Source organism: Anaerococcus porci (genome assembly GCF_009696575.1).
GTDB lineage: Bacteria > Bacillota > Clostridia > Tissierellales > Peptoniphilaceae > Anaerococcus > Anaerococcus porci.
The window spans coordinates 35,704-58,473 of record NZ_VULQ01000007.1; the positions used below are offsets into that span (position 1 = coordinate 35,704).

Below are 22,770 nucleotides of genomic sequence, written 5' to 3' on the forward strand. Positions count from 1 at the left end.
TGTATTTTTGTCTAATTTTCTTAGTATAAAAATTTCGATATACTTATGTAGAATTGTGTAAAGTTTAACAAAAACCTTTAGGTTTTATTTATGACTTTTACAAATACTTTATTTATTCACAATTTTATCGTATAATTAAACACGAGGTAAAAAAATAAATTAGCGCCAGATCCCTAAGGGATGACGAGGAATGGAGCTATCGAAAATTCGGCGGGTGCTCCATGGCTTTCACAGGCTTAGTATTTCACAAAAGTAGGAAGAAATTCCTATCACAAAAGAAATAAAGTGACCTCTAAAATTAAATATTTAAGGAGGATACTATGTGCGGAATAGTATGTTATAAGGGAAATTTAAATGCTAGAAATGTAATTGTAGAAGGTTTAGAAAGACTAGAATATAGAGGATACGACTCAGCTGGAATTTCTCTAATTAAGGACGGTAAATTGTCTACTGTTAAGAAAAGTGGTAAAGTTAAGGTTTTAAAAGATGAACTTGAAAAAAACCCTATTGAAGGAAATCTTGGAATTGGCCATATAAGATGGGCAACTCATGGTGGTCCTTCAGACATAAACTCCCACCCACATTTATCAAATGATGGTAAGATTGCAGTAGTCCACAATGGTATTATTGAAAACTACAATGAATTAAAAGAAGGTCTTAAAAAGGAAGGATATACGTTTAAGTCAGATACAGATACAGAAGTAGTCGCAGTTTTGATAGAAAAATACTATGACGGAGACCTACTTGAAGCTGTAAAAAAAGCGAGACTTGACTTAAGAGGTTCCTATGCTTTAGGAATTATTTCAGAAAATGAAGATGATAGGCTTATAGTGTTAAGGGAAGAAAGTCCACTAGTTTTAGGTCTTACAGAAAGTGGAATCCTTGCAGCAAGCGACCTTCCATCTATTATAAAATATACTAAAGATGTAATTTATCTTGACAATGGCGACCTTGTAGATATTAATGGAGATAAGTACACAATTTATAATAGAGATAATGAAGAAATTGAAAGAGAAATATCAAAGGTTACATTTTCATTTGAAGATGCAACAAAAGAAGGCTATGACCATTTCATGATTAAAGAAATCAATGAACAACCAAGAGCTATAGCTGATACTATAAAATATAAGATGCATGAGGGAGATATTGATTTTGGGGAAAATGCCTTTACTAAAGAGGAGATTGAAGGTTTTAATAAAATCTATATGGTAGCTTGTGGTACTGCCTACAATGCAGGAATAGTTGGAGCTTATGCCTTTGAAAAGTTTGCTAAAATTCCAGTTATAACTGATATAGCTAGTGAGTTTAGATACAACGATCCATTTATAGATAAAAACTCTCTAATAATCCTTCCATCTCAATCAGGTGAAACAGCAGATACTCTAGCGGCACTAAGACTTGCAAGAGAAAAGGGAGCAAAAACTTTAGTCTTAACAAATGTGGTAGCATCATCTCTTGATAGGGAAGCTGATAAGACAATATATTGTTATGCAGGTCCTGAAATTGCAGTAGCATCAACCAAGGCTTATACAACCCAAATTATATCTTTATATATGCTTGCTCTAGATTTTGCCAAAAAACTAGGAACAATCTCAGAAGATGAATATAAAAATATCTTAGAAGAGATTAAGGCTATACCAGAAAAGGTAAAAGAAATCCTAAACAATATTGAAGATATTAAAAAATATGCTCAAGAAATTAAAGACTTTGAATCAATGTTTTATTTAGGTCGAGGTCTTGACTATTCATCTGTAATAGAGGGTGCACTTAAACTAAAGGAAGTTTCATATATCCATTCAGAAGCCTTTGCTGCAGGAGAGCTTAAACATGGAACTATAGCCTTAATAGAAGAAGGTACTCCAGTTGTAACTGTTGCAACCCAATCAAATATTATAGAAAAAACTATATCCAATGTAAAAGAGGTAATATCAAGAGGAGCAAATATTTTTGCAATCTGTACTCCAGATGACCATCTTGAAGAAATATCAAATTATGCCTACATCTTACCTAAGACAATTGATGCTCTTTATCCAGTACTTGCAGTAATTCCACAACAATTACTTGCCTACTATACATCAAATGCTAAGGGGATAGATGTAGATAAGCCAAGAAACTTAGCTAAATCAGTTACTGTAGAATAACTTGCACAAATGTTTAAATACAGTATATTATTAGTGAATTTATTTTACCAAAACCATGGGGAAGTCCTTTAGGACTTCTTTTTTTGTATAAATTTATATTTTATATAAGATTATAAGACTTTGGATAAATGAGAAATTTTAAAAGATGATACTACTATATATTGCTTATTAATTATAATATATAATCAAATTTCCTATATTAATCTTTAAGATTAGTTATCTTTTTAAAAAATAAGGATAAAACTTATAAAAGTATCAAGTATTATACTTTACTTATCATTATATATGGATTTCCTATTAACTTGCCTACAGTATAGCTAAAATTTTTCAAAAATTTGTAATAATCATCGAACTATATATATTAGCCTTATATAAAAAATCCTTTAAAATAGGCATTTATTTTCATAAATTACGAGTTTAATAATAAATTATAAAAAAATATTTGACAGCTTCAAGAAAAAATAGTATTATTACAATATCAAATCGAATTAGACTAAAATAAACCAGACAAAGAGAAGAGTAATTACGTGGATTATTCTACAGAGAGCCCTGTTTAGCTGAGAAGGGTGGATGAGAAATGTGATGAAGATGGCCTCAGATGGGATAAGTCGATAGTTAGACTTATACGGGAACTCCCGTTACAGGGTTAGGATATGCTAGTATCTGAAGTGGCATTTTTTAATGCAAAAAAGGTGGTAACGCGGAAAATTTTCGTCCTTATTGTAGCTTAGGCTATGATAAGGACTTTTTTATTACAAATAAAAATCAAGAGAAAGGATATAAAAATGGCAGTTAAAGATATAGGAATAAGTGGTCAAGAAATAAAAGATTTATCTAAAGGAAATCTAGACTTTGCTAAGAATGTCAAAAATTACCTGCATGAGTTTCCTGAACTATCAAGTAAGGAATTTAAAACAAGAAAATTTCTGATAAGTGAGTGTAGAAAACTTTGCCTTGAAATTGAAGAAGTACAAAACTCAACTGGCTTTGTTGCAATTCTTGATACTAAAAGGCCAGGTAAAATTGTAGGAATAAGGACAGATATAGATGCCCTTCCTATAGATGAAAGTGAATTTAACTTAAATAGAAAAAAAGAGAAAGTATCTAAAAATCCTGGCGTAATGCACGCTTGTGGTCACGATGCTCATATGGCAATAGTACTTACAAGTGCAAAAATTCTAACAAACCTTAAAGATAGACTTTCTGGAAAAATATACTTTATCTTTGAAGAAGGTGAAGAAACTGGTTCTGGTATCTATCCAATGATTGAGCATCTAAAGGATGTAGGATTTGATGCAATATATGGAAACCATATTGATACAGACCTTGCTGTTGGAAAAATAGGTATACCTCTTGATTCAGTCTATGCAGGAAGCGTAGGAGTTGACTTTGATGTTATAGGTCGTGGTGGTCATGGTAAAAGACCTGATTTACTAATTTCTCCTATAACAGCCCTCACAAGCATCATAAATGCTCTAACAACAACTTGGGCAACAGGTTTTAATCCTGAGGAGATTATTACTTTAGGTATAGGGGCTATAAATGCAGGTCATGCTTCAAATGTAATACCAGATAAGGCAAATCTCAAGGCAACCCTAAGATTTTTCAAAGATGAGGTTGGAGAAAGGGCTCTAGATAAGCTTAAAGAAGTGGTTAGTGCCACTGCTTCAGTTTATGGCTGTAAGGTAAGATTTAATGACTTTACAAGAATTGTTGCCTACCCAGTCTTTAATGATAAAAAGCTTGCACTATTTGCAAGAAATTCTCTAGAAAACTTATTTGAAGACTCTCTTGTTGAGGTAGAAAGATCCTTTGGTGGAGAAAGCTTTTTTGGATATGCTAAACTATGTCCTACAGTTTTCGTAAAAATTGGAGTTAGAAATGAAGATGTTGGAGCTGGAGCAGGAGTCCACACAGATATATTTGATCTTGATAATGATGCACTATACTATGCAATAGCTAATGCAGTTAATTTTGTAAAAGACTTTTTAAATAATTAGAAAGAGGAATAAATGATAGAATTAAAAGATATAAGTGTCGACTTTGATGGCTTTAAGGCAGTCGATAAGGTAAGTCTTAAAATAGAAAAGGCAGATGCCTTTGGCATAGTGGGATTTTCGGGGGCTGGAAAGTCAACCCTAGTAAGATGTATAAATCTTCTACAAAAACCAACAGAAGGCGAAGTAATAGTAAATGGAGAAGATTTTCTAAAGCTTTCAGATAAAGAATTAAGAAAAAGACGTAAAAAAATCGGAATGATTTTTCAACATTTTAACCTACTTAATAATCTTACTGTAATAGACAATGTGATATTTCCGATAAGAAAAGATCAAAAGAGTAAAAAAGAAAAACTAGAAAAGGCTCAAAAGTTGCTAGAGCTTGTAGGAATAGGGGATAAGGCAAACTCTTATCCTAGAGAGCTTTCAGGAGGACAAAAACAAAGATGTGCCATAGCAAGAGCTCTTGCATCTGATCCTGAGATTCTTCTTTGTGATGAGGCAACAAGTGCCCTTGACCCAAAGACAACCAAGCAGATCCTTGCCCTTTTACAAGAAATAAAAGATAAAATCGGCCTTACTATAGTAATAATCACTCATCAAATGGAAGTTGTAAAAGACTTGTGTAATAAGGTTGCAGTAATGCAGGATGGGAAAGTTGTAGAAGAGGGAACAACGCTTGAAATTTTCTCAAATCCAAAAAACAAACTCACTAAGGATTTTGTTGAAACTTCAACTAATGTAAACCAAACCATAGAAGAAGTCAAAAATAATATATCAGCACTTGGACCTGATGAGTCCCTAGTTAAACTTTCTTATGTAGGAGAGAGTACAACAGAACCAGTTATAAATGAAATCTATGAGAAATTTTCTATAAAGACAAATGTACTTGCAGGAAATATCGAGTTTATAACAGGAACTCCTGTAGGAAACCTAATAGTAACCTTTAAGGGAGATAAAGAAAAAATTGATCAAGCCGTTGAGTATCTAATATCAGGTGGAACGAATGTAACTTTTTTAGGAGATAGTAATGGAATACTTTGATTATGCACTTTCAATAAAAGATAGGATATTTGAGGATATAGGCCTAACATTTTATATGCTTATCTTATCAGCTATATTTTCTGGAATATTTGGACTTATAATAGGAGTTATTTTAGTTGTAACAAATGATGGGGGGATTTTAGAAAATAAAAAAGTTTACTCAATCCTTGATAAAATAACAAACCTCTTCAGAGCTATACCCTTTATCATACTTCTTGCTGTAATAAGCCCTCTTACAAATATAATAGTAGGAACAAGGATAGGGCCAACAGCTGCAATAGTACCCTTAGTTTTCTCATGTGTGCCATTTTTTGCCAAACAAGTAGAACAAGCACTTGCAGAAGTAGATCCAGGAGTAATAGAGGCTGCAGAAGCTATGGGAAACTCCCCTTTTGAAATAATAACAGCAGTTTACTTAAGAGAAGGTCTTCCTTCACTTATAAGGGCGTCATCCATAACTCTTATCTCCCTTCTAGGTCTTACAGCTATGGCTGGAACTATAGGGGCAGGAGGAATAGGAAATCTTGCCATAGCAGTTGGCTATAACAGATATAAAAATGATGTTGTAATAATTTCAGTAATAGTAATTTTAATAATTGTATATGCTATACAGGGTATAGCCAATTTATTAATAAAGAAAACATCACATTAATAAATATAGGAGGAAATGATGAAAAAACTTACAAAACTAGCACTTACATTTGGACTTATACTTTCAGTTACAGCTTGTTCAAATAATAGTAGTAATAAAAATGTAGAAAGTAATAACTCTTCAAATCAAAGTCAAGCAGAAGACAGATTTGCCAATGCTGATACTATTAAACTTGGTGTAGTTGGTGAAAAAAACGAGGTATGGCAAGATATAGCCAAAAGATATGAAAAAGACACAGGGAAGAGAATTGAAATCATATCTTTTTCAGATTATAATCAACCAAACGAGGCATTGAATTCAGGAGATATTGACATTAATGCTTTCCAACACAAGAAATTCTTGGAAGACTATAATCAATCCCATAAGACAGACATAGTATCTATAGGAGACACCCTACTTGCACCAATGGGAATATACTCAGATAAGATTAAAGATGTAAAAGAAATTGAAATTGGTGATAAAATCGCTATTCCAAACGACCCAACCAATGGAGCACGTGCACTTTTCTTACTTCAATCAGCAGGCCTAATAGAGCTTAATGGAAAAGAAGGAGATGCTATTACAGTTGCCAATATTAAAAATAACCCTAAAAACCTTGAGATAATAGAACTTGATGCCTCACAAACAGCAAGAAACCTAACAGAAGTTAAGGCATCAGTAATAAACTCAGGGATGGCAGTAGATGCAGGATTTATTCCAACAGAAGATGCAATCTATCTTGAAGATAAAAATGATCCGGCAAAAGCAATTTATGTAAATATAATAGCAGCTAAAAAAGAAGATAAGGACTCAAAAACTTTAGAAAATATAGTTAAAAACTACTATCAAACAGACGAAACAAAAAAAATAGTAGAAAAAGAATCAAAAGGTTCAGAAATACCAGCATGGTAAAATAAGGAGAGAATAATGAAAAAACTAGCAAAAATCGGATTAAGTCTTGCACTAATTATTGGAATAACAGCGTGTGGAAATAATAATAAAGATGATAGCAAAAAGGCAGCTTCAAATGATACATCAAATTCTACACAAGCAAGTGAAAAACAAACCATAAAAATTGGTGTTGTTGGAGAATTTAATGATGTATTAAAAGAAGTTGCTAAAAGATATGAAGAAAAAACAGGCAATAAAATTGAAATTGTAGTATTCGGCGACTATAACCAGCCAAACGAAGCTCTAGAAGCAGGTGATATTGACCTAAATGCCTATCAACACAAAAAGTTCCTAGAAGGATTTAACAAAGACCATGGAACAGATTTAGTATCTATAGGAAATACAATGCTTGCACCTTTAGGAATCTACTCTAAACAATACAAGTCACTTGATGAAGTAAAAGACGGTGATAAAGTAGTAATTCCAAATGATGCATCAAACGGAGCAAGAGCCTTATTCTTACTTCAAGATGCAGGGCTTATAAAAGTAAATGGCAAAAAAGGAGATCCAGTAACTGTAACAGATATTTCAGAAAACCCTAAAAAACTTGAAATAATTGAAGTAGATGCCTCACAAACAGCAAGAAACCTAGAATCGGCAGCTCTTGCTGTAGTAAATGACACCTTTGCACTTGACTCAAAGATTGCAACAGAGTTTCCAGCACTAAAATTTGAAGAATCAAAACCAACAGATGACAACCCATATGTTAATATAATCGTAGCTAAAAAAGATAGAAAAGATGATAAAGTATTAAATGACTTTGTTAGAAACTACTATCAAACAGACGAAACAAAAAAAGACTACGAGAAATTCACAGGTGGAGCTTGGATACCTGCTTGGTAAAAATATCAAACCATAATCGTAGAAAGGCCCTTGCTGGGTCTTTTCTATTGCTTAAATTTACATAAATTATAGTATAATGACATAAAAAATTAGAGATTTATGTTAATAGGAGAAATTAGAAATAAGGTGGACTCCATCTGGACTACCTTGTGTATAGAGGGTTAAACCAACCACTTACAAATATAGAGCAAATTACATACCTATTTTTTATTAAATGTCTTGATGAAAGAGATATAAACCTCGAAAAAGATGAAAACGTCAAAATAAATAAGGCTAAAACTTTACAAAAAATAGTAGAAGGCTATAGATGAACTTCCTACAGAAGATAACGACATAAAAGGAAATATCTACGAATACCTTTTATCCAAACTTCTTCGCACACCAAGATATATTATAAAAATGATAGTAGAACTAGTTAGACAAAAGCTGATGATTTAATAATAGATCCAGCTTGTGAGTTTCGTTTCACCTTATGACAACGTCAGATAGTTACGATGGATACTTGGTTTTAGAGCCTCTACAAAAAAATAAAAATAACAATTAATAGAATTTGAACGATAATTTAAAAACCAACTTGAAATAACGTGTATTAGGAGAGAAGATGGATATTAGTTTTATAAATAATAAAGAAAAATTTAATTATAGAGTATGTGGGATAATCATCAAAGAAAATAAAATTTTGGCGATGAAAGACGAGAGATCCTCTTATTATTATTTGCCAGGTGGACGAGTTATGATAGGGGAACGAGCAGAAGATGCAATCATTCGTGAGATAAAGGAAGAGCTTGAAATAGATGCTTCGATTATTAGACCGCTATGGCTTAACCAAGCTTTCTTTCGAGAAAATGTAGATAAACTTCAATATCATGAGCTGTGTATTTACTTTTTAATGGATATTGAAAATACATCTATTTCACAAAAGGGAAATAAATTTACTTTACAAGAAGGTAACCATACCCATGACTTTGAATGGTTATACTTTGATTCACTAACAGATTTATATTTTTATCCTTTGTTTTTAAAAGATGAAATATTTAATATTCCTGAGACATTTACACTACTTACTGAAATAGAGTAGTTATTTTATTTACCTACATAGATTCCTTTATTCCGAAAAACGATTTATTTCATTCTGAAAAAGCCTTTTATAATATGCTTTATGTGATGAAAATGTATTAGTATAAAAGAAGCCACAGAGAAATGGGAAATTTCAGATAGAAGAATATGAGTGCTCTTGAAAGAGGAAAAAATTCCAGTTGCTTTTCGTAGAGGCAAACTTTGGTAGATTCCTTCAAGTGAAAAAAATCTAAGATGGATGTTTGAAAAAAGTTGATGATTTACTGTTTAAAATTGAAAAGAATAAAAAGATATTAGATAACAAACGTCCACTAACTTGGGGAAGGCTAGAGGACTAAACGAAGAATTTAAAGTTGAATATACTTTTAACTCTAATGCTATTGAAAGGAATACACTAACCCTAAGAGAAAAAGATATGGTTTTAAGGGGCTGACGATTGACAGAAAACCCTTAAAATATTACCTCGAAGCAATAGGTCACAAAGAAGCTTTTGATTTTGTAAGGTCCTTAGTAAAAGAGAAAGCACAATTAACAGAGAGTATTATTAAGCAAATACATTATTTGATTTTATCAGATAAAAAAGATGATAGAGAAGTTTATTGAACAGTTCCTGCTCGTATAATGAGAGTTAAGGTATAATGAGAGTTAAGTATGAATCAGTGCAACCCTATTTAAGAGAGCCCAAGATGAATGAGTTATTAAATTGATATCAAGAAGCTTCAGAAAATATTGTTTCAAATTTGAATAAATTCCATATTGAATATGAAGCAATTCATCCATTTATAGATGGAAATGTAAGGACTGGAAGATTCTTGGTCAACTTAGAGCTAATTAAAACAGGCTACCCTCCTATTGATATTAAGTTTACTAATAGAGTTTCTTACTATAAAGATTTTAACGAACATCATACTAAAGGAGATTTATCAGATATGGAAAATTTATTTGCTGGTTATTTAATTGAAAGGCCTAAATATTACATTAATATATTAAGTGATGAGTAGATTTAACGCCTGGGTCTCTTGTCATAATTGTGATAATGGCAGATAGTAAGATGGACATTGGCTTTCAATCATTCTACTAGAAAACTAATAAGAGATGGTTCATAATTTATTGGAAAAGGATATTTATATGACTAATGATAAAAAAATTATAGAAGAATTAATAGAATACCAATTAGAAAATACTAAAGTCAATTTGATTCGAGAAAAAGATGGAATTGGTGTATATCGTGTTGAAACACCAGGTCATTCATATGTATTAAAATATTTCTACAATAAAGAATTTCGTAGAGAAATTAGTTATTATCAAACTCTAAAATCCTTGAATATTCCGACAATTCAAGTGTTTGGAAGTACACAATCTTCAATTCTTCTTGAAAATATTAATGGATCATTTGAATTTCGTTTAGGTCAGAAGGAAGATTTTGAAAATAAAAATATTATTAAGGCCTTGGCGAGATGGTATAAACTTCTCCATAAAAATGGTATGAAATATGCTGAGGATAACAATTTATATTCTCAATGGGATTATCTGTCTGAATTAAATTTATATAAGATGGCTAATAAATTTGATTTATCTAATGAAAAATCGTTTATAAACTTTATGAACTTTTATCCTAGAATTTGTGAAAAAATGAGAAATGCTAAGAAGACTCTTATCTATCAGGATTTCTATTATACAAATATGGTGGTTAGCATAGATGAAAGTAAAGCATTTATGTTCGATTATAATATGCTTGGCAAAGGTTCATATATATCGGATATTTTGAATGTTACTTATTGGTTTTCTAAAGAAAACAAACAATTATTCATTGATGAGTATGGTGGCATTGATTACCAATTGTTAAATTTAGAAAAGTTAATTGCGCCATTTATTGCATTGATTATTGCAATGGAAAGAAATGTTTATCTATCCTGGACTCAGGATGCTAAAGATACTATCATAAACAAAGTCGATTCATATTTAGAATACTTTCACAATTAGATTAAGAAACCCGGCTTTTGTGTCATAATAATGATAGAGGAAAATAGTTATGTAAATATAAGGAGTTTAGAGTTTCTACCAAAGTTTAAAACTCAAAAAATAAATATTTGGTGTGCTGCTTAGGGTAATAATATAATTATTGTAAGGAGTATACCAGTATAAGGAGGAAGTAAGTTGACAAAGATTAGAAAGGAAAAGATTACTGCTAAGGGATTTAGCATTCAAGTTTATACTGAAGACTTTAAGAATGATTATATTAGCTTAACAGATATAGCTAAATATAAAAATAAGCAAGAGTTCAATGTCGTTGTAGCCAATTGTATGAGAAATTATAATACTATGAATATTTAGGGATATGAGAGTAAGTTAAACAATCCAAATTTTAACCCCCTCGAATTCGAGTGGTATTACAAGAAGCAGGTAGCGATGCTTTTACTCTATCACCTCAAAAGTGGCAAAAAACAACAAATGTAATTGGATTATTTGCAAAACTTGGAAGATGCGGAGGAACTTTCGTCCATAAAGATATTGCGTTTAAATTTGCATTTTGGATATCAGCTGAGTTTGAACTATATATAATAAAAGATTATCAGAGATTAAAGGAAGATGAAAATTTAAAATTATCTCTATCATGGAATCTTCATAGAGAAATATTAAAGATAAATTATAAAATTCATACTTATGCAAGCAAAGAATATTTGATAAAAGATTTGACGAATGAACAATTGTCATTTAAATATGCAAGTGAAGCTGATATGTTAAACGTGGCATTATTTAAAAAAATAGCCAGACAGCGGAGAGAAGAAAATCCAAAACTAAAAAGAAACATGAAGGACTATGCAAGCCTTAATGAACTCTTAGTACTTGCCATATGGAGTCATATAATGTGATTTTAATTGAAAAGGGAATTTGTCAAAAAGAAAGAATGATTGAGCTAAGAAACTTGGCTAGAGCACAACTAATTTCTCTAGAAAGGTTAAATAATTTAGAATTAAAGAGTTATCAGAATAGAGAAAATTAAGTATAAAAAATAGATTTGATGAAAATAAATGTATTTATTAATTGTACTAATATTTTATTTAAGATGTAAGAAGTGGACCTTATTTCATAATTATGACAACGGCATATAGTAAAGATGATGAATGGATTTTAGAGTTATCTGCGAAAAATATAAGAGGAATAAAAAATGGATTTTAAAGAAATTTCAAAAATAGATAATGATTTTATTAGAAATGAGAAATTGTATAAATTTTTTGACGAAGAAAAAAGACTATTTAGTAAATCAGGTCAGATTGAAAAAATTACTACCTTAAAAGAAATTTCTAATTATATTAGTCAAGATTCAAAAATTCTAGATGTTGGAGCAGGAACTGGGGTTTACAGTATCCCTTTGGCTGAAAAAGTAAATAAAGTTATTGCTTATGAACCTGCAACTAATAACTATATACAAATAAAAGAAAAAATCAAAAAGAATAATTTGCAGAATATTACAGTTGAAAATAAAAGTTCACTTAATATGGAAGAGCTAAAAGATGAATATTTCGATATAGTCCTGCTATTTGGACCTATGTATCACTTATCAAGCGAAGAAGACAGAGTACATACACTTAGTGAAGCAAAGCGTGTTGTTAAAGCTGGAGGACATATACTAGTATCTTTTATCAACCATGACATGATTCCAATGACAGAAATGGTCTATAATTCAAATTTTTTTGAAACTGAAGGATATAATCCCACAAAGCAAAGACTTATAAATAGACCCTTTATTTTCTTTACATTATCAGAGTGCATTGAAATGCTTGAAAAGGAAAATCTTATAATCATTAGAAAAGTTGCCACAAGTGGATATTCTGAATTATTACAAAATCAGATTAATGATATGAGTAACTTATCTTATGGAAGATATATTGATTGGCACCTTGCTCATTGTGATAAAGAAGAGTTACTAGGAGCAAGTAATCATTATCTTTTTGTTTGCAAAAAGTGAATATAGAATAAAATGCTAAAAGACATAATGTTTAATAACCACCAAAATAAAAAACAATTAAGTTTTTAAGTTTATTGATATTGTTTTAGATTTTTTACCCTGTAGTGACATCTTGTTATTAAAATCTTTGATGAAAAACAAAGTGCTAAGAGATAGCTTATTTACAAAAATTAGAATAATAGATATTTAGAAAATGATAAGTTTGATAGTAAGTACAAGGAATTAGGGGACAATTTTATAATGCAGCTTTATAAGGATGTAAAAAGCTCGATAGAAAGTAATTTAGGATAAAAAATCTTATTGAAGAAGTCACCAAGTTTTCTGATTTTAATTTATGGCCTAGGATAGAAAATAAAGATATAAATGATTTTGATAAAATAGGAAGGATTATTAATCTGCCTGAAAGTCACGAACTTACCCAAAGATTTCATAATTCCATGCTTCAACTTGAATTAGGTTTATTACAAGGCAACTTAAATATAATTGCTATAAAAACTATAAGGCAGACTGCCAAAAACCTATCCAAAAAAGGAAAATATAAAGAAAGGCGATTAAGAAAAATCTTACCTATTAAAAAACATAGAAGACGATAATTTTTGGAAAGATATAGGCCTTATGAAATTTGAAGAAATAAGGCTAGCTCTTAGAGATTTTATGCCTTTAATTGGCCTTAAAGAACAAAAAAGCTACTATTCAAACTTTAAGGATGAATTTATTAGTATAAAAGAAAATGATGTTGAATTTTTTGAAGAAGCTCTTAAAATATATAGGGAAAAAGCTAAGCACTATGTAAAATCAAAAGTAAAGGATGATCGTATCATAAATTAATAATTATAAGATCGATAACAGGATTAAGTCAAGATAGTATAAACAAAGCCTTTGCTGAATTTTATAGAGAAAATAAACTAAACTATGAGCAACAAATGTTTGTAAAAACCATAACCAATTACCTAAAGAAAAATAACTACCTATCTATGGAAGTCTTCTAAAAAGAGTCTTTTAAATCAATAGGCTCTATTACAAAAATTTTTAAAGATAATAAAAAAGAAATTAGAAGCCTACTTAATATTCTAAATAAGCTAAATGAATATGTAGATGTGGTCTAAAAATTAATAAAAGTATATATGAACTAGGAATTAGAACAAAACTAAATATTAAAGCTTCTATATAGCAAAATGAAAGGCTACGAGTTTGAAAACTCATAGTCTTTTTAGTTATAATGTTTTATTGATAGATATCATAAAAATAAAAGTTAGATTTATTTTACTTTGTAATTTCAGTTTACTTATTATGATTATATATTAAGAAATAGTATAACTAATTTAATCCTTGAACTTTTTATTTTATTAAATAAGTATTTTAAAATATTAAATTCATCAAATTAAAGTATAATAAAGCTATGAGAAAAGCAGAATTAAAAGATTTGAAAAATGTAATGGAAATAATTGAAGATGGGAAGCTTTCACTTAAAGAAGACGGGATAGACCAATGGCAAAATGGTCTTCCTAAAATAGATGATATAAGGAAAAATATAGAATCTAATCAAGGCTATGTTTATATAGTAGATGGTGAAATTGTTTCATTTGCTTATCTTAAAGAAGATTATGAAAAGGATTATGAGCCTATTGAAAAAGGCTTCAAAAAACATGATGATTTTTTTACTATACATAGATTAAGTATCAAAAAATGTTCGAAAGGAAAGGGGATTTCTAAGAAGTTTTTGGGCGAAATCATAGCTTTTGCTAAGGATAGAGGGCTTTCATCTGTTAGGATTGATACCCATAGAGATAACTTTAAGATGAAATCTTTGATAAAAAAGTTTGATTTTAAAAAGATTGGGCCATGTTTTGTAGATGATGGAAAGGGAAGAAGCGAAAGAATTGCCTATGAGTTAGTATTATGATAAATAAAAGTCAAGAAATTATAGTGAATGAATCAAAATATCCAGCTTGTGTTATAGCAGGTCCTGGGACTGGAAAGACATTTACTATAGTTAGAAAAATTATATCTTTAATCAAAAATGATGGTCTTGCTCCCAATAGGATTCTTGTTACAAGTTTTACCAAAAAAGCTGCCAATGAGCTTATAGAAAGGGTTGAATCCGAGCTTAAAAAAGAAAATATCAAGGCTGATACTTCCAATATGCTTATAGGGAATTTCCATTCTCTTGCCTTGAATTTTTTAAGAAAATACAAATCCTTTAGTGGGGATATTTTAGAAAAAAGGGTCATTGACCAAGCTATGGAAGGCTATTTACTTGAAAAAAATCTTCATATCTTTAAAAATATTGATGATTTTGACACTTATATTTCCTATAATGAAGTTGGTCAAATTATGGGAATATTTTCCTATATTACCAACAACCTTATAGATTTGAATGCTTTAAGGGAGTCCAATGATAAAAAAGATAGATTAGGTCTTGAAATTTATTTAAAATGGGCGAGTTTTTTGGATGAAAATAAGCTTATTAATTATCAGCTTATCCTTAAAAATTTCTACAATCTTTTAGATGATTTTGAATATGGGAGAAAAATCAGGGATGAGATAGATTTTGTAATAATAGATGAGTATCAAGATACTAATCATATCCAAGAAGAGATAGGGTTTAAACTTTTAAAAGGTAAGAATATCATGGTTTTTGGAGATGATGATCAATCACTTTATGCTTTTAGGGGAGCAAGTCCAGAAAACCTCACAGATTTTAATAAGACTTGCGAGAGAAAGCTTAAGTGCAAGGCCAATTTTTATAGTCTTAATATAAACTACAGATCGAATCAGGAAATTATAGATAAGTCCAAGGATTTTTTATCTCAAAGTGGTGCCTTTGATCAGATTAAAGATCTTAAGGCTTTTGATGAAGAAAATAATCACAATACAGTGGTAAGGGCAAGGGCTTTAAACTATGATAATATACTAAAGATTATAAAAGAGTTAAATAAGGATATTAATTTAAATCAAATAGCCTTTCTTTTTCCAAGCTTAAAACACAAGTATCCAAAAGATCTTCAGTCATTTTTTGAATTTAATAAAATAGGAGTCTTAAACAAGTCATCTAAGCTTTTTTTTAGAAGAGATGAGGTAAGGATTTTGCTTTTTATCCTTCTTTCCATATATTCAAGAAAGCCAAAATCAAAAGAAGGTTCTAATGAAAATAATTATAAAAGAGCACAGGAGACGCGTTTTAAGACCTATCTTATATCTATCTTTGATGATGTGAATTTCAAAAAAGATAAGGATTTAAATTGTTTTATAAGTAATAAAAAAGAAAAAATCAAAGAAAATTTATCTTATACTGATATAATCTATGAATCTTTTAAACTACCTATAGTGAAATCCTACCTTGACCAAGAACTTAAAGGACTAAAGGCTATTCGTAATCTTTCAAATATAGGAAAATTTACTGAGATTATAACTGATTTCATTGATATAAATGGACCTGATATTAACTTTTACCAAAAGTCAGTAGAGCTTTTTTATGGATATATTTTTTATCTCTTTAAAAATGAGCTGGTTCCTGAATTTGAAGATTTTGATACACCAAAAAATGCTATAAATTTTTTAACTATCCACCAATCAAAAGGACTTGAGTATGATGTAGTTTTTGTATCTGGTCTTTATGAGAATCCATCAAGTCCTAAGATGGGTTTTTCTAAAAACATAAGAGATAAAAATGGAAATAATGAGTATAAAAATTTTTTCAGAAAGTACTATACAGCTATGACCAGAGCTAAAAAACTTTTAGTAATTTTAGATAACTCAGAGAATTTTCAAATCAAAAATTTCCAAAAAGGTCTGAATAATTCATCAAATTTATCGACTCTTGACCTTAAATTTGAAAAAGAAGAAGTAAAAAAAGAAATATTAGCATACACAACTGACATTGAAGTTTATAAGTCTTGTCCTTTAAAATACAAATTCATAAGGCTTTTATCTTTTAGAAAAGAAAAAAGCAAGTCTTTAATCTTTGGTTCAAATGTCCATGCTATAGCTGAGTTTTTGACTAATCTTCAAAAGGAGGGCAAGTCATTAGATTTAGTAAATGAATTTATAAAAAATAATAAAATATATCAAAAGCCAATAGAAAATTTTGTAAATAGAGATTTTAATATAAAAGAATCAGAGCTTAACCTAAAGCTTGACAGAGGATTTTATTTACTTCAAGGAAATATTGATGTGGTTTTAGAAGATGGTTCGATTGTTGATATAAAGACGGGAAAAGTAAATGAGAATTATTTAGAAAGATATAAAAACCAACTCCTTACTTACTACAACTTGTTTGTGTATAATAACAAAAAGATAAAAGACTTATACCTTTATTTTATAGAAAGTGATAAGCTTATTAAAGTTAAGAGAGATAACTTTAATATAAGTATGATTGATAATCTTGCTAAAAATATAGTTAAGAGAAATATTGAAGTAAAAACAAGTAATAGAGATGAGTGCAAGTTTTGTCCTATGGCTTACTTTTGTGATAGAGCTTGAAAAAGGACTACTATGTAATACAATATTCTTAGGTGATAATATGGAATCTCAAATGTTAAAAGGAGTTATCGAAGGGGTAATTCTTCAAATAATTAAAAATAAAGAAACATATGGTTATGAGATTGTAGAAAATCTAAGGCTAAATGGTTTTTATAATATGACAGAGTCAACAGTTTATCCAATCCTACAAAGATTATCCAATAAGGGTCTTATCCTTTCATCAAAGGAGAAGTCTAAGCTTGGACCTAAGAGAAAATATCATTATATAACCCCCAAAGGGGAAGAATACTTAGAGGAATTTAAAGAAAGTTTTAGAGAGCTTGAAAGACTAGTTGGAAATATTATAGGAGATTAAGATGATAATGAGAGTAGATAAAATGATTGGAAATGCCAATCTTGATACAAGAAAAAATATAAAAAGAAACGCCAAAAAGGGAGCTCTTCTTATAAATGGAGAAATCATAAAGGATTCATCAACAAAGGTTGATCCTAATGTAGATGAGGTAGTTTATATGGGAGAGTTAGTAGACTATTTTGACAATATTTATATTATGATGAATAAGCGAGAAGGTCTTATTTGTCAATCAAATGAACTTGATGGAACTGTAATGCAAGACTTGGATGATTTTTACCTAAATCTTGATATATCAATAGTCGGAAGACTCGATAAGGATACAACAGGACTTTTATTAATGTCAACTGATGGGAAATTTGTCCATAAGCTTATAAGTCCAAATTCAAATATTTGGAAAAAATATGAGGTTGAAACTTCTAAAAAAATAGATCCTTCTTTAGTTGAAATTTTTAGAAATGGAGTATATATTAAAGAAGATGACTATACAGCAAGAAGTGCTAAACTTGAAATCCTTGATGAAAGAAAAGCCTATGTATATGTAACAGAAGGTAGATTTCACTTAGTTAAAAGGTTATTTTCCAACAACAACAATGAGGTAATAAAGCTTAGAAGACTTGCTATAGGGGATTTAGAACTTGATTCTAGTCTTAATCCTGGACAATATAGAGAACTTAGTAAAGAAGAATTGAATTTATTTATCTAAACAAAAATTCCATAAAAAATAAGTTTAGATTAAAATAGGAATAAATAAGTGGCGCTCTTGAGTAGTGCCTTTACCTTGTAAAAGTGGAGGGTATATGTACGAAAACTACATAAAATTTATTTTGGACAAGATACTGGCAATAATTGCTCTAATACTACTTAGTCCAATAATTTTGATTACAGCCTTAATTATAAAAATAAAAGAGTGGGATTCCCCTGTCCTTTTTATCCAAGAAAGGTCAGGAATTTATAGAAAGCCTTTTAAGTGCTATAAATTTAGGTCTATGTCAACTTCAGCCCCTAAGAATGCATCTACATGGGAGCTTGAAAATCCAGAAAATTATATAACACCATTTGGTGCTTTTATGAGAAAGACTTCCCTTGATGAGCTTCCTCAACTTTTCAATATCCTAAAGGGGGATATGTCCTTTGTAGGGCCTAGACCAGTTATCCTAAAAGAAACTGAATTATTAGACTTAAGAGAAAAGTATGGAGCATGCAAGGTAAAACCAGGTATAACAGGACTTTCTCAAATATCTGGAAGGGATAATCTTCCACCTAGGCAAAAGGCTAAGATGGATGGACTTTATGCTGGAAATGTAAACTTTATTGATGATATGAAGCTATTTTTAAAGACTATTCCTGCTGTTATATTTGGAGAAGGCATAAGAGAGGGAAAAATAAATGATGAAGATTTCAAATAATTAGCCTTTTGGCTTTTAGATACAAATAAAATGTTTTCATAAAGTAAAGATAAATTCTTATAAAGAAAATAATAAAAAGATTTTAATATTATAGGACTTCACTTTTTTTCGGAAAATATTGGATTCTTTTCATGAAATTGATTGCATTTATTTTTACATTGTGATATTATTAAAATATAAGAATATTATGGAGAAGCGAGCAGGATTAATAACCGGCTCGCTTTGTGTATTTATGGAGGATAAATGATTGATATAGTTGATTTGCTTTATGAAAATCCTGTGATTATGGCTATTAAAGATAATAAGGATTTAAGAGAGTGCCTAAAAAAAGAAAATAATGGCAACAAAATAGTTTTTGTTCTATATGGAAATATTGAAACTATATCACTTATAGTAGAAAAACTTAAGGATAAGGGAAAAATAGTCCTTGTTCACGAAGACCTTGTAGAAGGACTTTCTTCATCTTACCTTTCATCATCCTTTATTAAAAAATACACAAATGCCGATGGAATTATTACTACAAGATCACAAAATGCATCATATGCTAGAAAAATCGGTCTTATATCTGTTCTTAGGTTTTTTGTCCTAGACTCTCTTTCTTATGAGAATGTCAAAGAAACCATAAAAAAGGCTAATTGTGACCTTATAGAAATACTTCCTGGTATTATGCCAAAAATCTTAGATGATATAGGGAAAAGAACTGCTATTCCAATAATTGCAGGTGGCCTTATTAGAGATAAAAATGATGTTATCGAGGCCTTAAATGTTGATGCTGTAGCTGTATCATCGTCAAATTACAACGTTTGGAAAATGTAAAGGAGATTAGTATGACTAAGTACATAATGGCGCTAGATGCTGGAACAACAAGTAATAGAGCGATTCTTTTTAACAAGAAAGGTGAAATTAAGTCAGTTGCCCAAAAAGAATTTACCCAATTTTTCCCACACCCAGGCTGGGTTGAACATGATGCTACAGAAATTTGGTCAACTCAATTAGGGGTTTGTACAGAAGCTATAGCAAAGCTTGGTATCGATTCTAAAGATATAGAGGCAATTGGTATAACAAACCAAAGAGAAACAACTATAATTTGGGATAAAAAAACTGGAAAGCCAGTCTATAATGCAATCGTTTGGCAATGCAGAAGAACAGCTGATATGGCAGACAAACTTGTAGAAGATGGCTATCGTGAAATGATTCAAAATAAGACAGGCCTTGTAGTGGATCCATATTTTTCAGCAACAAAGATAAGATGGATACTCGATCATATAGAAAATGGGCAAGAAAGAGCTGAAAATGGAGAGCTTTTGTTTGGGACAGTTGACACATGGCTAATCTATAACCTAACTCGTGGAAAAGTTCATGTAACAGACTATACCAATGCTTCAAGAACAATGTTATTTAATATCCATACCCTAGAATGGGATGATGAACTTTTAGAAATGCTAAATATACCTAGGTGCATACTTCCAGAAGTAAAACCATCAAGCTTTGTATATGGTAATACTTTCCCAGGATATTTCAATGGTGAAATTCCTATAGCAGGAATTGCAGGTGACCAACAAGCAGCTTTATTTGGACAAACATGCTTTAACCCTGGAGATGCCAAAAATACTTATGGAACAGGTGCTTTCTTACTTATGAATACGGGAAAAGAAGCAGTAAAAAGTGACAATGGCTTAGTTACAACTATAGCTTGGGGGCTTGAAGAAGGAAAAGTAAGCTATGCCCTAGAAGGTTCAATCTTCGTGGCCGGTTCTGCTATCCAATGGTTAAGAGATCAACTTAGGATAGTTGATGCTGCTGATGATACAGAATATATGGCTACAAAAGTAGATGATACCAACGGATGTTATGTAGTTCCAGCCTTTACAGGACTTGGTGCTCCATACTGGGATCCTTATGCAAGAGGAACAATTGTGGGTATATCAAGGGGAACGAGTAAGTACCATATAGTTAGGGCAACACTTGAATCTCTAGCCTATCTTACAAATGATGTCTTAACAGCTATGGCGAAAGATTCAGGAGAAAGTCTAAAAGAATTAAAAGTAGATGGTGGAGCAAGTGCTAATAATTTCTTAATGCAATTTCAAGCAGATATGATTCAAACCAAGGTAGAAAGACCAGAAACACTTGAAACAACAGCTCTAGGTGCATGCTACTTGGCAGGACTCGCTGTAGGATTTTATAAAAATCTAGATGAGATAAAAGAAAATAGATTAGTAGATAAAGAATTTATTCCAGAAATATCCAAAGAAGAAAGGGATAAGAAGGATAGAAACTGGCAAAGAGCTATGCAAAGAGCTTTTGGATGGGCTAATCATTTTGAAGAATAGTTTACAAAATCTAAAATTTAGAGTATACTACAAATAAGAATAATATACGAAAGAGAAAGCGAGTTAAAGTTAGCCTTACTTTAACTTGCTTTTTTTATTACTTAAAAGGAGAAATAAATGTTTGATGCAATAATTATTGGTGGTGGAGTTACAGGTACATCCATAGCCTACAATTTATCAAAGAAAAAGGGAAAGTTTCTATTAATAGAAAAAAATGAGGACTTATGTACAGAAACATCAAAGGCAAATTCTGGTATCTGCCATGGTGGATATGATGCGAAGCCTGGTTCTATGAAAGCTAAAATGAATGTTTTAGGAAATCATATGATGGAAGAGATTAGTAAGAAACTATCCTTTCCTTATAAAAAAATAGGAACTCTAGTTTTATGCCACAGTGAAGCTGATATGGATAAGCTTCAAAAACTTTATGACCAAGGTATAGAAAATGGTGTTTCTGGTATGAAGATTTTAAATAGGCAAGAAGTTTTAGAGCTTGAGCCAAATGTAACAGATGATGTAGTAGCAGCCTTATTTTGTGAGGAAGCAGGAATTTTAGATCCATTTTTGATGACTATAGCTTTTGGTGAAGTTTCAAATATAAATGGTGTTGATTATGTTTTCAATGAAAAAGTTATAGACACAATAAGAGAAGATGATTATTGGATAGTTAAAACTGAAAAAAATACATATAAGACAAAGACTATTGTAAATGCAGCTGGAATTCATTCTGATGAAATTCATAATAAGGTCTCAGATGAAAAATACGAAATAAGGGCAAGACGTGGTGAGTACTTACTCTTAGACAAAGATTCTAAAGGTTTTGTAAAACATGTTATGTTTAACCTTCCAACTGAAAAAGGTAAGGGAATACTTGTTTCACCAACCATAGATGAAAATACCTTAGTAGGACCTACATCAGACTTTATAGACGATAAGGAAGACAAAAGATCTACTAGAGAGCATATAGAAGAAGTTATAGAAAAATCAAATGATACTGTTAAAAATGTACCGGTAAGAATGGTAATAACATCATTTTCTGGAAACAGGGCACATGAAAAGGGTGAAGACTTTATTCTAAAAGAAAGCCTTGATGGATTCTTTGATTGTATAGGTATAGAATCTCCTGGTCTTACTTCAGCACCAGCTATAGGAGATTATATGGCAAATCTTGTAAGTGAGAAACTAAAATTAGAAGAAAAAGAAAATTTCATTTATGATAGAAAGCCAACACCAAAAACAAGTGAAATGAGCCTAGAAGAGCATGATGCCTTAATCAAAAAAGATAAGAGATATGGAAAGATAATCTGTAGGTGTGAATCCGTCACAGAAGGAGAGATAGTGGATGCTATAAACAGACCACTTGGAGCAAGGACTGTAGATGGAGTTAAAAGAAGAGTTAGAGCTACTGCTGGAAGATGCCAAGGAGGATTCTGCTTACCAAGAGTTATGGAAATTTTAGCAAGAGAACTTGATATACCATATGATAATGTAGTTAAAAATGCTAAGGGTTCATACTATATAAGAGGACATGTAAAGTAAG

General features: G+C 30.6%; 22 protein-coding genes, 1 pseudogene and 1 other annotated feature. All 23 genes and pseudogenes read left to right on the forward strand.

What is annotated here, in order from left to right; all coding sequences use genetic code 11:
* Positions 1-320 precede the first annotated feature (320 nt).
* Positions 321-2,141: a glutamine--fructose-6-phosphate transaminase (isomerizing) gene (glmS, locus tag FYJ26_RS06745; protein ID WP_154540893.1), complete on the forward strand. Its 1,821-nt coding sequence runs from the start codon at positions 321-323 to the stop codon at positions 2,139-2,141.
* Positions 2,142-2,639: 498 nt separating this feature from the next.
* Positions 2,640-2,863: a binding site (T-box leader), on the forward strand.
* Positions 2,864-2,926: 63 nt separating this feature from the next.
* The gene (locus FYJ26_RS06750) at positions 2,927-4,141 is read left to right on the forward strand and encodes an amidohydrolase (RefSeq protein ID WP_229771221.1); all 1,215 of its coding nucleotides are present in this window, start codon (positions 2,927-2,929) and stop codon (positions 4,139-4,141) included.
* A gap of 12 nt (positions 4,142-4,153) precedes the next feature.
* The gene (locus tag FYJ26_RS06755) at positions 4,154-5,182 is read left to right on the forward strand and encodes a methionine ABC transporter ATP-binding protein (protein WP_154540895.1); all 1,029 of its coding nucleotides are present in this window, start codon (positions 4,154-4,156) and stop codon (positions 5,180-5,182) included.
* Positions 5,169-5,834 carry a methionine ABC transporter permease gene (locus tag FYJ26_RS06760; RefSeq protein ID WP_154540897.1) on the forward strand — a complete coding sequence of 222 codons (666 nt, stop codon included), beginning with the start codon at positions 5,169-5,171 and terminating at the stop codon, positions 5,832-5,834. The genes FYJ26_RS06755 and FYJ26_RS06760 overlap by 14 nt, the downstream gene beginning before the upstream one ends.
* A gap of 18 nt (positions 5,835-5,852) precedes the next feature.
* Positions 5,853-6,725, forward strand: a complete 873-nt coding sequence (locus tag FYJ26_RS06765) for a MetQ/NlpA family ABC transporter substrate-binding protein (protein ID WP_154540899.1) — start codon at positions 5,853-5,855, stop codon at positions 6,723-6,725.
* 15 nt (positions 6,726-6,740) lie between these two features.
* Positions 6,741-7,607, forward strand: a complete 867-nt coding sequence (locus FYJ26_RS06770) for a MetQ/NlpA family ABC transporter substrate-binding protein (RefSeq protein WP_154540901.1) — start codon at positions 6,741-6,743, stop codon at positions 7,605-7,607.
* A gap of 149 nt (positions 7,608-7,756) precedes the next feature.
* The gene (locus FYJ26_RS06775) at positions 7,757-7,918 is read left to right on the forward strand and encodes a hypothetical protein (RefSeq protein ID WP_154540902.1); all 162 of its coding nucleotides are present in this window, start codon (positions 7,757-7,759) and stop codon (positions 7,916-7,918) included.
* A 290-nt stretch (positions 7,919-8,208) separates the two neighbouring features.
* Positions 8,209-8,685 (forward strand): NUDIX hydrolase, encoded by a 477-nt coding sequence (locus FYJ26_RS06780; protein ID WP_154540904.1) that lies wholly within the window; start codon positions 8,209-8,211, stop codon positions 8,683-8,685.
* Between the two features lie 739 nt (positions 8,686-9,424).
* Positions 9,425-9,685, forward strand: coding sequence for a Fic family protein (locus FYJ26_RS11045; protein WP_229771222.1), 261 nt, complete (start codon positions 9,425-9,427; stop codon positions 9,683-9,685).
* A gap of 127 nt (positions 9,686-9,812) precedes the next feature.
* On the forward strand, positions 9,813-10,667 hold the full coding sequence (locus FYJ26_RS06790; RefSeq protein ID WP_154540906.1) for a hypothetical protein: 855 nt from the start codon (positions 9,813-9,815) through the stop codon (positions 10,665-10,667).
* A gap of 174 nt (positions 10,668-10,841) precedes the next feature.
* Positions 10,842-11,688 (forward strand): annotated as a pseudogene (locus FYJ26_RS06795) (KilA-N domain-containing protein).
* A gap of 165 nt (positions 11,689-11,853) precedes the next feature.
* Positions 11,854-12,654: a class I SAM-dependent methyltransferase gene (locus FYJ26_RS06800; RefSeq protein WP_154540908.1), complete on the forward strand. Its 801-nt coding sequence runs from the start codon at positions 11,854-11,856 to the stop codon at positions 12,652-12,654.
* A 437-nt stretch (positions 12,655-13,091) separates the two neighbouring features.
* Complete coding sequence (locus FYJ26_RS10815) at positions 13,092-13,247, forward strand: hypothetical protein (RefSeq protein ID WP_195837852.1); 156 nt, start codon at positions 13,092-13,094, stop codon at positions 13,245-13,247.
* A gap of 22 nt (positions 13,248-13,269) precedes the next feature.
* Positions 13,270-13,482, forward strand: a complete 213-nt coding sequence (locus FYJ26_RS06805; RefSeq protein ID WP_154540910.1) for a hypothetical protein — start codon at positions 13,270-13,272, stop codon at positions 13,480-13,482.
* A gap of 14 nt (positions 13,483-13,496) precedes the next feature.
* Positions 13,497-13,643 (forward strand): hypothetical protein, encoded by a 147-nt coding sequence (locus FYJ26_RS11450; protein WP_407654225.1) that lies wholly within the window; start codon positions 13,497-13,499, stop codon positions 13,641-13,643.
* A gap of 410 nt (positions 13,644-14,053) precedes the next feature.
* Positions 14,054-14,557: a GNAT family N-acetyltransferase gene (locus tag FYJ26_RS06810; protein ID WP_154540912.1), complete on the forward strand. Its 504-nt coding sequence runs from the start codon at positions 14,054-14,056 to the stop codon at positions 14,555-14,557.
* A complete protein-coding gene (locus FYJ26_RS06815) occupies positions 14,554-17,136 on the forward strand; it encodes an ATP-dependent DNA helicase (protein ID WP_154540914.1) in 2,583 nt (860 codons plus the stop codon). The genes FYJ26_RS06810 and FYJ26_RS06815 overlap by 4 nt, the downstream gene beginning before the upstream one ends.
* A gap of 40 nt (positions 17,137-17,176) precedes the next feature.
* The gene (locus FYJ26_RS06820) at positions 17,177-17,491 is read left to right on the forward strand and encodes a PadR family transcriptional regulator (RefSeq protein ID WP_154540916.1); all 315 of its coding nucleotides are present in this window, start codon (positions 17,177-17,179) and stop codon (positions 17,489-17,491) included.
* Between the two features lies 1 nt (position 17,492).
* Positions 17,493-18,194 (forward strand): pseudouridine synthase, encoded by a 702-nt coding sequence (locus FYJ26_RS06825; protein ID WP_154540918.1) that lies wholly within the window; start codon positions 17,493-17,495, stop codon positions 18,192-18,194.
* Between the two features lie 94 nt (positions 18,195-18,288).
* The gene (locus FYJ26_RS06830) at positions 18,289-18,897 is read left to right on the forward strand and encodes a sugar transferase (protein ID WP_154540920.1); all 609 of its coding nucleotides are present in this window, start codon (positions 18,289-18,291) and stop codon (positions 18,895-18,897) included.
* Positions 18,898-19,140: 243 nt separating this feature from the next.
* On the forward strand, positions 19,141-19,713 hold the full coding sequence (locus FYJ26_RS06835) for a glycerol-3-phosphate responsive antiterminator (RefSeq protein WP_154540922.1): 573 nt from the start codon (positions 19,141-19,143) through the stop codon (positions 19,711-19,713).
* Positions 19,714-19,724: 11 nt separating this feature from the next.
* Positions 19,725-21,230, forward strand: a complete 1,506-nt coding sequence (glpK, locus tag FYJ26_RS06840; RefSeq protein ID WP_154540924.1) for a glycerol kinase GlpK — start codon at positions 19,725-19,727, stop codon at positions 21,228-21,230.
* 117 nt (positions 21,231-21,347) lie between these two features.
* Positions 21,348-22,769 carry an NAD(P)/FAD-dependent oxidoreductase gene (locus FYJ26_RS06845; protein ID WP_154540926.1) on the forward strand — a complete coding sequence of 474 codons (1,422 nt, stop codon included), beginning with the start codon at positions 21,348-21,350 and terminating at the stop codon, positions 22,767-22,769.
* The last annotated feature ends 1 nt before the right edge of the window (position 22,770 follow it).

What these genes read in the sequence shown, in the direction of transcription:
- glpK (WP_154540924.1), top strand. Translation starts at nt 19,725, where the DNA reads ATGACTAAGTACATAATGGCGCTAGATGCTGGAACAACAAGTAATAGA.
- FYJ26_RS06760 (WP_154540897.1), top strand. Translation starts at nt 5,169, where the DNA reads ATGGAATACTTTGATTATGCACTTTCAATAAAAGATAGGATATTTGAG.
- FYJ26_RS06750 (WP_229771221.1), top strand. Translation starts at nt 2,927, where the DNA reads ATGGCAGTTAAAGATATAGGAATAAGTGGTCAAGAAATAAAAGATTTA.
- FYJ26_RS06755 (WP_154540895.1), top strand. Translation starts at nt 4,154, where the DNA reads ATGATAGAATTAAAAGATATAAGTGTCGACTTTGATGGCTTTAAGGCA.
- FYJ26_RS06780 (WP_154540904.1), top strand. Translation starts at nt 8,209, where the DNA reads ATGGATATTAGTTTTATAAATAATAAAGAAAAATTTAATTATAGAGTA.
- FYJ26_RS06790 (WP_154540906.1), top strand. Translation starts at nt 9,813, where the DNA reads ATGACTAATGATAAAAAAATTATAGAAGAATTAATAGAATACCAATTA.
- FYJ26_RS06835 (WP_154540922.1), top strand. Translation starts at nt 19,141, where the DNA reads ATGATTGATATAGTTGATTTGCTTTATGAAAATCCTGTGATTATGGCT.
- FYJ26_RS06825 (WP_154540918.1), top strand. Translation starts at nt 17,493, where the DNA reads ATGATAATGAGAGTAGATAAAATGATTGGAAATGCCAATCTTGATACA.
- FYJ26_RS06830 (WP_154540920.1), top strand. Translation starts at nt 18,289, where the DNA reads ATGTACGAAAACTACATAAAATTTATTTTGGACAAGATACTGGCAATA.
- FYJ26_RS06765 (WP_154540899.1), top strand. Translation starts at nt 5,853, where the DNA reads ATGAAAAAACTTACAAAACTAGCACTTACATTTGGACTTATACTTTCA.
- FYJ26_RS06810 (WP_154540912.1), top strand. Translation starts at nt 14,054, where the DNA reads ATGAGAAAAGCAGAATTAAAAGATTTGAAAAATGTAATGGAAATAATT.
- FYJ26_RS06800 (WP_154540908.1), top strand. Translation starts at nt 11,854, where the DNA reads ATGGATTTTAAAGAAATTTCAAAAATAGATAATGATTTTATTAGAAAT.
- FYJ26_RS10815 (WP_195837852.1), top strand. Translation starts at nt 13,092, where the DNA reads ATGCTTCAACTTGAATTAGGTTTATTACAAGGCAACTTAAATATAATT.
- FYJ26_RS06770 (WP_154540901.1), top strand. Translation starts at nt 6,741, where the DNA reads ATGAAAAAACTAGCAAAAATCGGATTAAGTCTTGCACTAATTATTGGA.
- glmS (WP_154540893.1), top strand. Translation starts at nt 321, where the DNA reads ATGTGCGGAATAGTATGTTATAAGGGAAATTTAAATGCTAGAAATGTA.
- FYJ26_RS06845 (WP_154540926.1), top strand. Translation starts at nt 21,348, where the DNA reads ATGTTTGATGCAATAATTATTGGTGGTGGAGTTACAGGTACATCCATA.
- FYJ26_RS06820 (WP_154540916.1), top strand. Translation starts at nt 17,177, where the DNA reads ATGGAATCTCAAATGTTAAAAGGAGTTATCGAAGGGGTAATTCTTCAA.
- FYJ26_RS06805 (WP_154540910.1), top strand. Translation starts at nt 13,270, where the DNA reads ATGAAATTTGAAGAAATAAGGCTAGCTCTTAGAGATTTTATGCCTTTA.
- FYJ26_RS06815 (WP_154540914.1), top strand. Translation starts at nt 14,554, where the DNA reads ATGATAAATAAAAGTCAAGAAATTATAGTGAATGAATCAAAATATCCA.